The organism is Mesorhizobium sp. M0119, assembly GCF_040322615.1.
Taxonomy (GTDB): domain Bacteria; phylum Pseudomonadota; class Alphaproteobacteria; order Rhizobiales; family Rhizobiaceae; genus Mesorhizobium.
The window spans coordinates 39,586-46,566 of record NZ_JAMYTU010000040.1 but is presented as its reverse complement, the minus strand read 5'-3'; the positions used below and the strand labels follow the sequence as shown (position 1 = coordinate 46,566).

Annotated in this window: 5 protein-coding genes; 4 read left to right on the top strand and 1 reads right to left on the bottom strand. The window is 62.2% G+C overall.

Translation table 11 applies throughout. From position 1 onward, the window contains the following. Positions 1–1,054, bottom strand: a 1,054-nt coding sequence (locus tag NKJ40_RS26115) for an ROK family transcriptional regulator (RefSeq protein ID WP_352468543.1), incomplete at its 3' end; no start/stop codon positions are given. A 229-nt stretch (positions 1,055–1,283) separates the two neighbouring features. On the opposite strand from NKJ40_RS26115, the gene NKJ40_RS26110 reads away from it, so the two are divergent. The 4 genes from NKJ40_RS26110 to NKJ40_RS26095 all read left to right on the top strand — a co-directional run bounded on the left by NKJ40_RS26110 (position 1,284) and on the right by NKJ40_RS26095 (position 6,901). Then, complete coding sequence (locus NKJ40_RS26110; RefSeq protein WP_352468544.1) at positions 1,284–2,300, top strand: sugar ABC transporter substrate-binding protein; 1,017 nt, start codon at positions 1,284–1,286, stop codon at positions 2,298–2,300. Between the two features lie 89 nt (positions 2,301–2,389). Then, entirely contained in the window at positions 2,390–3,472 is a 1,083-nt protein-coding gene (locus NKJ40_RS26105; RefSeq protein ID WP_352468542.1) for an ABC transporter permease, read from the top strand. Then, positions 3,469–4,257 carry an ATP-binding cassette domain-containing protein gene (locus NKJ40_RS26100; RefSeq protein WP_352468541.1) on the top strand — a complete coding sequence of 263 codons (789 nt, stop codon included), beginning with the start codon at positions 3,469–3,471 and terminating at the stop codon, positions 4,255–4,257. Before NKJ40_RS26105 ends, NKJ40_RS26100 begins: the two co-directional genes overlap by 4 nt. A gap of 175 nt (positions 4,258–4,432) precedes the next feature. Then, complete coding sequence (locus NKJ40_RS26095; RefSeq protein ID WP_352468540.1) at positions 4,433–6,901, top strand: glycogen/starch/alpha-glucan phosphorylase; 2,469 nt, start codon at positions 4,433–4,435, stop codon at positions 6,899–6,901. The last annotated feature ends 80 nt before the right edge of the window (positions 6,902–6,981 follow it).

Genomic DNA, 6,981 nt, shown 5'->3' with positions numbered 1-6,981 from the left:
GGCGCCGGGCGCGGGGCAGCAAGCGGGCTTGCCCGGGGGGTGCTAAATCGAGGCCCGCGCACGCCCCACGGTGGGAATCGGTGAGGGGCTGGGGGGCGGTGGTTAGCCTGGGGTCTTGTGGGGCGCGGATCGCGCCCCAGTCCTCCGGTGAGGTCCACAGATGCGAGGCCTCGACGCCGCGCGCGTTGAGCGCCTTTTCCAGCATGGCGATCGACGCCACGTCGATCAGCTGGGTCGGCTTGCCGTCCGGCCCGGGCACCGGCATCGAGCCCAGCGCGCCGGCATTGCCGGTTGGGCCGCCAAAAAGCCGGCCATTGAGCACGATGCCGCCGCCGGCAAAGGCGCCGATATAGAAATAGACGAAATCGCGCGCCGCGCCCGCCGCCTGGCCGAACACGAGCTCGGCCCCGCAGGCCGACGTGGCGTCGTTTTGCAGATAGACTGGAAATTCGCATTGCGCCTGGATGTCGGCGCGGATGTCGCGATGGCGCCATTCGTCCATGATTTCACGCGGCGCGCCGGCGGTGTCGGCCCAGTTCCACAATTCGAACGGCATGGCGATGCCAAGCCCGGCGATGCGTTTATCCTGCGCAGGGGTGAGTTCGCCGCGCATCTTTTTCATGCCGCTTGTGACGAATTCCACCGTCTCGCGCGGGGCAGGGTAGCGGTAGGAATGCTGCAGCATCGAGCGCACATTGCCGAGGAAATCGATCAGCACCAGCTCGGCGCTGCGGCGGCCGATCTTCAGGCCGATGAAATAGGCGCCGTCGGGATTGAGCGCCATGGGTATCGAGGGCTGGCCAATCTTGCCGCGCAAGGGCGCCTGCCGGACGAGCAGGTCGTCCTCCTCCAGCTCGCGCATGATGACTGACACTGTCTGCGCCGAAAGGCCGGTCATGCGCGCAATGTCGGATTTGGCCAGGCTGCCGTGCTGGCGCACCAGCGACAGAACCAGCCGCTCATTGTGGTCCCGCATGCCACTTTGATTGGTGCCGCGGTGCAGGCGGCTTTCGGCCGCATCGGGCGAGCCGTGCCTTGTAATGCCGGTCTCCACCCCTGTTCCTCCCGTCGTTTCCCCTCAATGCTTTTGGTCTAGAGTGAGTGAACAATCCTGCATTGTCAATAATAAATAAGAGTGATTTAATTATTGACAGTGCTGGCGGAGTGGTGTCTCTTGAAGTCGGCGTCGACACTGGGAGATTTCGTCGGACGCGCTGCAGATGCCGGTTGGCCGGCATCCTAAATGGTTCCATGGGAGGAAAATCGTGACCACGTCAAAACTGTTGAAATCCACCGTGTTTGCGGCGGCCGGTCTGAGCTTGATTGCGTTTGCATCGACCGCGTCCGCAGCCAATGTCAGTGCTTGCCTGATCACCAAGACCGACACCAACCCCTTCTTCGTCAAGATGAAGGAGGGTGCCGCCGCGAAAGCCAAGGAAATCGGTGTCGATCTGAAAGCCTATGCCGGCAAGGCGGAAGGTGACAATGAGGGCCAGGTTGCGGCGATCGAATCCTGCATCGCCGACGGCGCCAAGGGCATTTTGATCACCGCCACCGACACTGCGGCCATCGTGCCGGCGGTGAAGAAGGCGCGCGATGCAGGGGTGCTGGTGATCGCTCTCGACACGCAGCTCGAGCCTGCCGATGCCGCGGATGCGACGTTTGCGACCGACAATTTCAAGGCCGGCGAGCTTATCGGCTCCTGGGCAAAGGCTACCTTGGGCGACAAGGCCAAGGATGCGCACATCGCCTACATGGATCTGATCGCCAGCCAGCCCTCCGTCGACGTCCAGCGTGATCAAGGCTTCATGAAGGGCTTCGGCATCGACCTCGGCGATCCCAAGAAGATCGGCGACGAAACCGACGCACGCAACGTCTGTCATGATCTGTCGAGCGGCAATGAGGATGGCGGGCATACTGCCATGGAGAATTGCCTCCAGAAGGATCCGGATATCAACGTCGTCTACACCATCAACGAACCTGCGGCCGCGGGCGCCTACCAGGCGCTGAAGGCAGTCGGCAAGGAGAAGGACGTCCTGATTGTCTCGGTCGATGGCGGCTGCCCTGGTGTCAAGAACGTTGCCGAGGGCGTGATCGGCGCCACTTCACAACAATATCCACTGCTCATGGCCTCGCTCGGCATCGAAGCGATCAAGACCTTTGCCGACACCGGCAAGAAGCCGGAGCCGTCGCCCGGTCTGGATTTCTACAACACCGGCGTCACGCTGATCACCGACAAGCCTGCCGCCGGCATCGAATCCATCGACACGAAGCAAGGCCTCAGCAAGTGCTGGGGTTGATTTGATCCCCTGATCGGCTCAACTTCAAAACAACAATAGAGAATGTGGAGCGGTTTCGGCCGCTCCACATCACAGGCGGGGAGGCCGACTTGAGCGTCGAAACAACCAGGAGCAAGGGACCGCAGGAATTCGAGACGGGCCTGGCCGCCAGCGACGCCAGCGTCGCTTCATTCGAGACGCATTCCCGCTCGACATTGGAGAGCATCCAGCACCGCTTGCACAAAAGCCCCGCCATGGTGCCGCTGATCATCCTGCTCATCTCGGTGGTTCTGTTCGCAGTCGTCGTCGGTGGCCGCTTCTTTTCTCCCTTCACCCTCACCCTGATCCTCCAGCAGGTGGCGATAACAGGCATGGTCGGCATCGCGCAGACACTGGTGGTGCTCACCGCTGGCATCGACCTGTCAGTCGGCGCCATCATGGTGCTGAGCTCGGTTGTTATGGGCCAGTTTGCCATGCATTACGGTGTTCCAGCGCCGGTCGCCGTTGCCGTCGGGCTGCTTGTCGGCGCGATTTGCGGCTTGATCAACGGCGTTCTCATCGCCTGGGTGAAACTGCCGCCCTTCATCGTGACGCTCGGCACCTGGTCGATCTACGCTGCCATCAACTTCATCTATTCCGGCAACGAGACCATCCGCAGCCAGGATCTCGAGGCAACGGCACCGCTGCTGCAGTTTTTCGGCGGCTCGTTCAGGATCGGCGGCGCCGTCTTCACCTATGGCGTGCTGTTGGTGCTGATCATGGGGGCAATTGCCTGGTACGTGCTCAATCACACGGCATGGGGCCGGCATGTCTACGCAGTCGGCGACGACCCGGAAGCCGCGGAACTGTCGGGGGTGCGCGTCAGCCGGATGCTGGTCACGGTCTATACGCTGACTGGCATCATTTGTGCCATCGCCGGCTGGGCCTTGATCGGACGCATCGGATCGGTCTCGCCGCAGGCCGGGCAGTTCGAGAACATCAATTCGATTACCGCCGTGGTGATTGGCGGCACATCGCTGTTCGGCGGCCGCGGTTCCATCCTCGGGACCATCTTCGGTGCGCTGATCGTCGGGGTGTTCGCGCTCGGCCTCAGGCTTTGGGGGACAGATCCCCAATGGACGCAATTGTCCGTCGGCGCCCTTATCATCATCGCTGTTGGTATCGACCAGTGGATCAGGAAGATCTCGGCATGAACCAGACTCAGGAACCGATCCTTACCGCCCGCAGCCTGGTCAAGCGCTATGGCCGCGTCACCGCTCTCGACAGCGCCGACTTCGACCTCTATCCGGGCGAAATCCTTGCTGTCATCGGCGACAACGGCGCCGGCAAGTCGTCGCTTATCAAGGCGATTTCCGGAGCCGTCACCCCCGACGAAGGCGAGATCCGGCTTGAAGGCAAGCCTATTGCCTTCAAATCGCCGATGGAGGCCCGCGAGGCCGGCATCGAGACGGTCTATCAGAACCTGGCTCTGTCGCCGGCGCTGTCCATCGCCGACAACATGTTCCTTGGCCGCGAGATCCGCAAGCCGGGCTTTCTTGGCAGCTGGCTGCGCATGCTCGACCGTCCGGCGATGGAAAAGCGTGCCCGCGACAAGCTCACCGAACTTGGCCTGATGACCATCCAGAACATCAGCCAGGCGGTCGAAACGCTCTCGGGCGGCCAGCGCCAGGGCGTGGCAGTGGCGCGCGCCGCCGCCTTCGGCTCGAAGATGGTTATCATGGATGAGCCGACGGCCGCGCTCGGCGTCAAGGAGAGCCGCCGCGTGCTCGAACTGATACTCGACGTCAAACGCCGAGGCCTGCCGATCGTGCTGATTTCACACAACATGCCGCATGTCTTCGAGGTGGCGGACCGCATCCACATTCACCGGCTCGGCCGTCGCCTGTGCGTCATCGATCCGAAGCAGTATACGATGTCCGACGCGGTCGCCTTCATGACCGGCGCCAAGGTGCCGCCGGAAGCGGCGCTGGCGGCTTGAGCAAGAACTTGAAACCCATCGCTGAGGGACCCAAACACGCTGTTTTAAAATGCCAAATTGCCGCAGGGCAACCCGGCTCGCGGTCGCCTGAATCGATTGAACATCCGGTGGGATGCATTAGCATTGGCAGAGATGGTGAAAGCCGCATGATCCTGGCAATTTCACGAGAGGCAGCATGACGCGCGCGATGACAACCGAAGCTCCTCTGCCCACGCTCGAAAACCCGGATCCCAAGACGCTCGCCGAGGAAGTCTTGCAGGCCCTCAAATACAGGGTCGGTAAGGGCACCAACGTTGCAACACAGTACGATTGGCTCACCGCCTCGATCAAGGTTGTGCGCGACCGCATCGTCGATCACTGGATGCAGGCGACCCAAGAGGCCTACGCCCAGCAGGAAAAGCGCGTCTACTACCTGTCGCTGGAATTCCTCATCGGCCGCCTGATGCGCGATGCCTTCTCCAATCTCGGCCTGATGGACAATATGCGCGAGGCGCTGTCGTCGCTTGGCGTCGACCTCGACATCATTGCCGCGCTCGAACCGGACGCTGCCCTTGGCAATGGCGGTCTTGGCCGGCTCGCCGCCTGCTTCATGGAAAGTATGGCTACCGTCAATATCCCCGCGCATGGCTACGGCATCCGCTACGCCAACGGCATGTTCCGGCAGGAGATCCATGACGGCTGGCAGGTGGAGCTGCCCGAGACATGGCTCGATCACGGCAACCCCTGGGAGTTCGAGCGCCGCGAACGCTCCTTCGAGGTCGGCTTCGGCGGCTCGGTGGAATCGGTCACCTCGAAGGACGGCCGGCTGGAGCGGCACGTCTGGAAGCCGACCGAACATGTTCTGGCAGTCGCCTATGATACGCCGGTTGTCGGCTGGCGGGCCAACCGCGTCAACACGCTGCGTCTGTGGTCCGGCATGCCGGTCGACCCGATCCTGCTCGACAAGTTCAACGCCGGCGATCACATCGGTGCGCTCGCCGAAAGCAACAAGGCCGATGCGTTGTCGCGCGTCCTTTACCCGGCCGATTCCCACAAGGCGGGCCAGGAGTTGCGGCTCAGGCAGGAGTATTTCTTCTCCACCGCCTCGCTGCAGGACATCGTCCAGCGTCATCTCAGCCAGTATGGCGACCTGCAATCGCTGCCCGACAAGGCGGCGATTCACCTGAACGACACCCACCCGGCCATCGCCGTCCCCGAGCTGATGCGCCTGCTGATGGATGTCCACGGCATGGATTTCGACGAGGCCTGGCGCATCACCAAGCGCACCTTCGGCTACACCAATCACACGCTGCTCCCCGAGGCGCTCGAAAGCTGGCCGGTGCCATTGTTCGAGCGACTGTTGCCGCGTCACATGCAGATCGTCTACGCCATCAACGCCGAGGTGTTGCTCGAGGCGCGCGCCTCCGACCAGTTCTCGGACGAACAGATCGGCCGCATCTCGCTGATCCAGGAAAATGGCGATCGCCGCGTGCGCATGGGCAATCTGGCCTTTGTCGGCTCGCACTCGATCAACGGCGTCTCGGCACTGCATACCGAGCTGATGAAGGAGACGGTGTTTGCCGACCTTCACAAGCTCTACCCGGACCGCATCAACAACAAGACCAACGGGATCACGCCGCGGCGCTGGCTGATACAGTGCAATCCCGGCCTCACGGCACTCACCCGAGAGGCGATCGGCGACGGTTTCCTCGACGACATCAACGAGATAAAGCGGCTTGATCCTTTCGCCGAGGACGCCGCCTTCCGCGACAAGTTCGCCGCTGTCAAACGGGCGAACAAGACGAGGCTTGCCAATCTCGTTGCCGACCGCCTCGGTATCAAGGTCGACCCCTCGGCGCTGTTCGACATCCAGGTCAAGCGCATCCACGAATACAAGCGCCAGCTCTTGAACATTCTCGAAGCGGTCGCGCTTTACGACCAGATCCGCTCGCATCCGGAGCGCGACTGGATGCCCCGCGTCAAATTCTTCGGCGGCAAGGCGGCGCCCAGCTATCACAACGCCAAGCTGATCATCAAACTTGCCAACGACGTCGCCCGGGTCATCAACCGCGACCCGGCGGTGCGCGGTTTGCTGAAAGTGGTGTTCGTGCCGAACTACAATGTCAGCCTTGCCGAGATCATGATGCCGGCCGCCGATCTTTCGGAGCAGATATCGACCGCCGGCATGGAAGCGTCCGGCACCGGCAATATGAAGTTCGCGCTGAACGGCGCGCTGACCATCGGCACGCTCGACGGCGCCAACGTCGAGATCAAGGAATGTGTCGGCGACGACAACATCTTCATCTTCGGCCTGACCACAGAGGAAGTCGCCGAGCGGCGCAACAATGGTTACGATCCGCGCGTCGTAATCGAGGGATCGCCTGAATTGGCGCAGGCGCTTGCCGCGGTTTCGTCCGGGGTCTTTTCGCCTGGCGATCCGGACCGTTATCGCGACCTGATCAACGGCCTTTACCAGAGCGACTGGTTCATGGTCGCTGCGGATTTCGATGCCTACGCCGCCACCCAGCGCGACGTCGATGCCGTCTGGCGCAACAGCCCGGACTGGTACGCCAGAGCGATCCGCAATGTCGCCCGCGTCGGCTGGTTCTCGTCCGACCGCACGATCCGCCAATATGCGAAAGACATCTGGCACGTGCCCGCCTGATGTGATTGCATGAGACCAGGAACAATGTGGCCCTAGTGGAGTGATTTGACCTTCGCATCCCTTGGAAGGTCAGGCGGCCT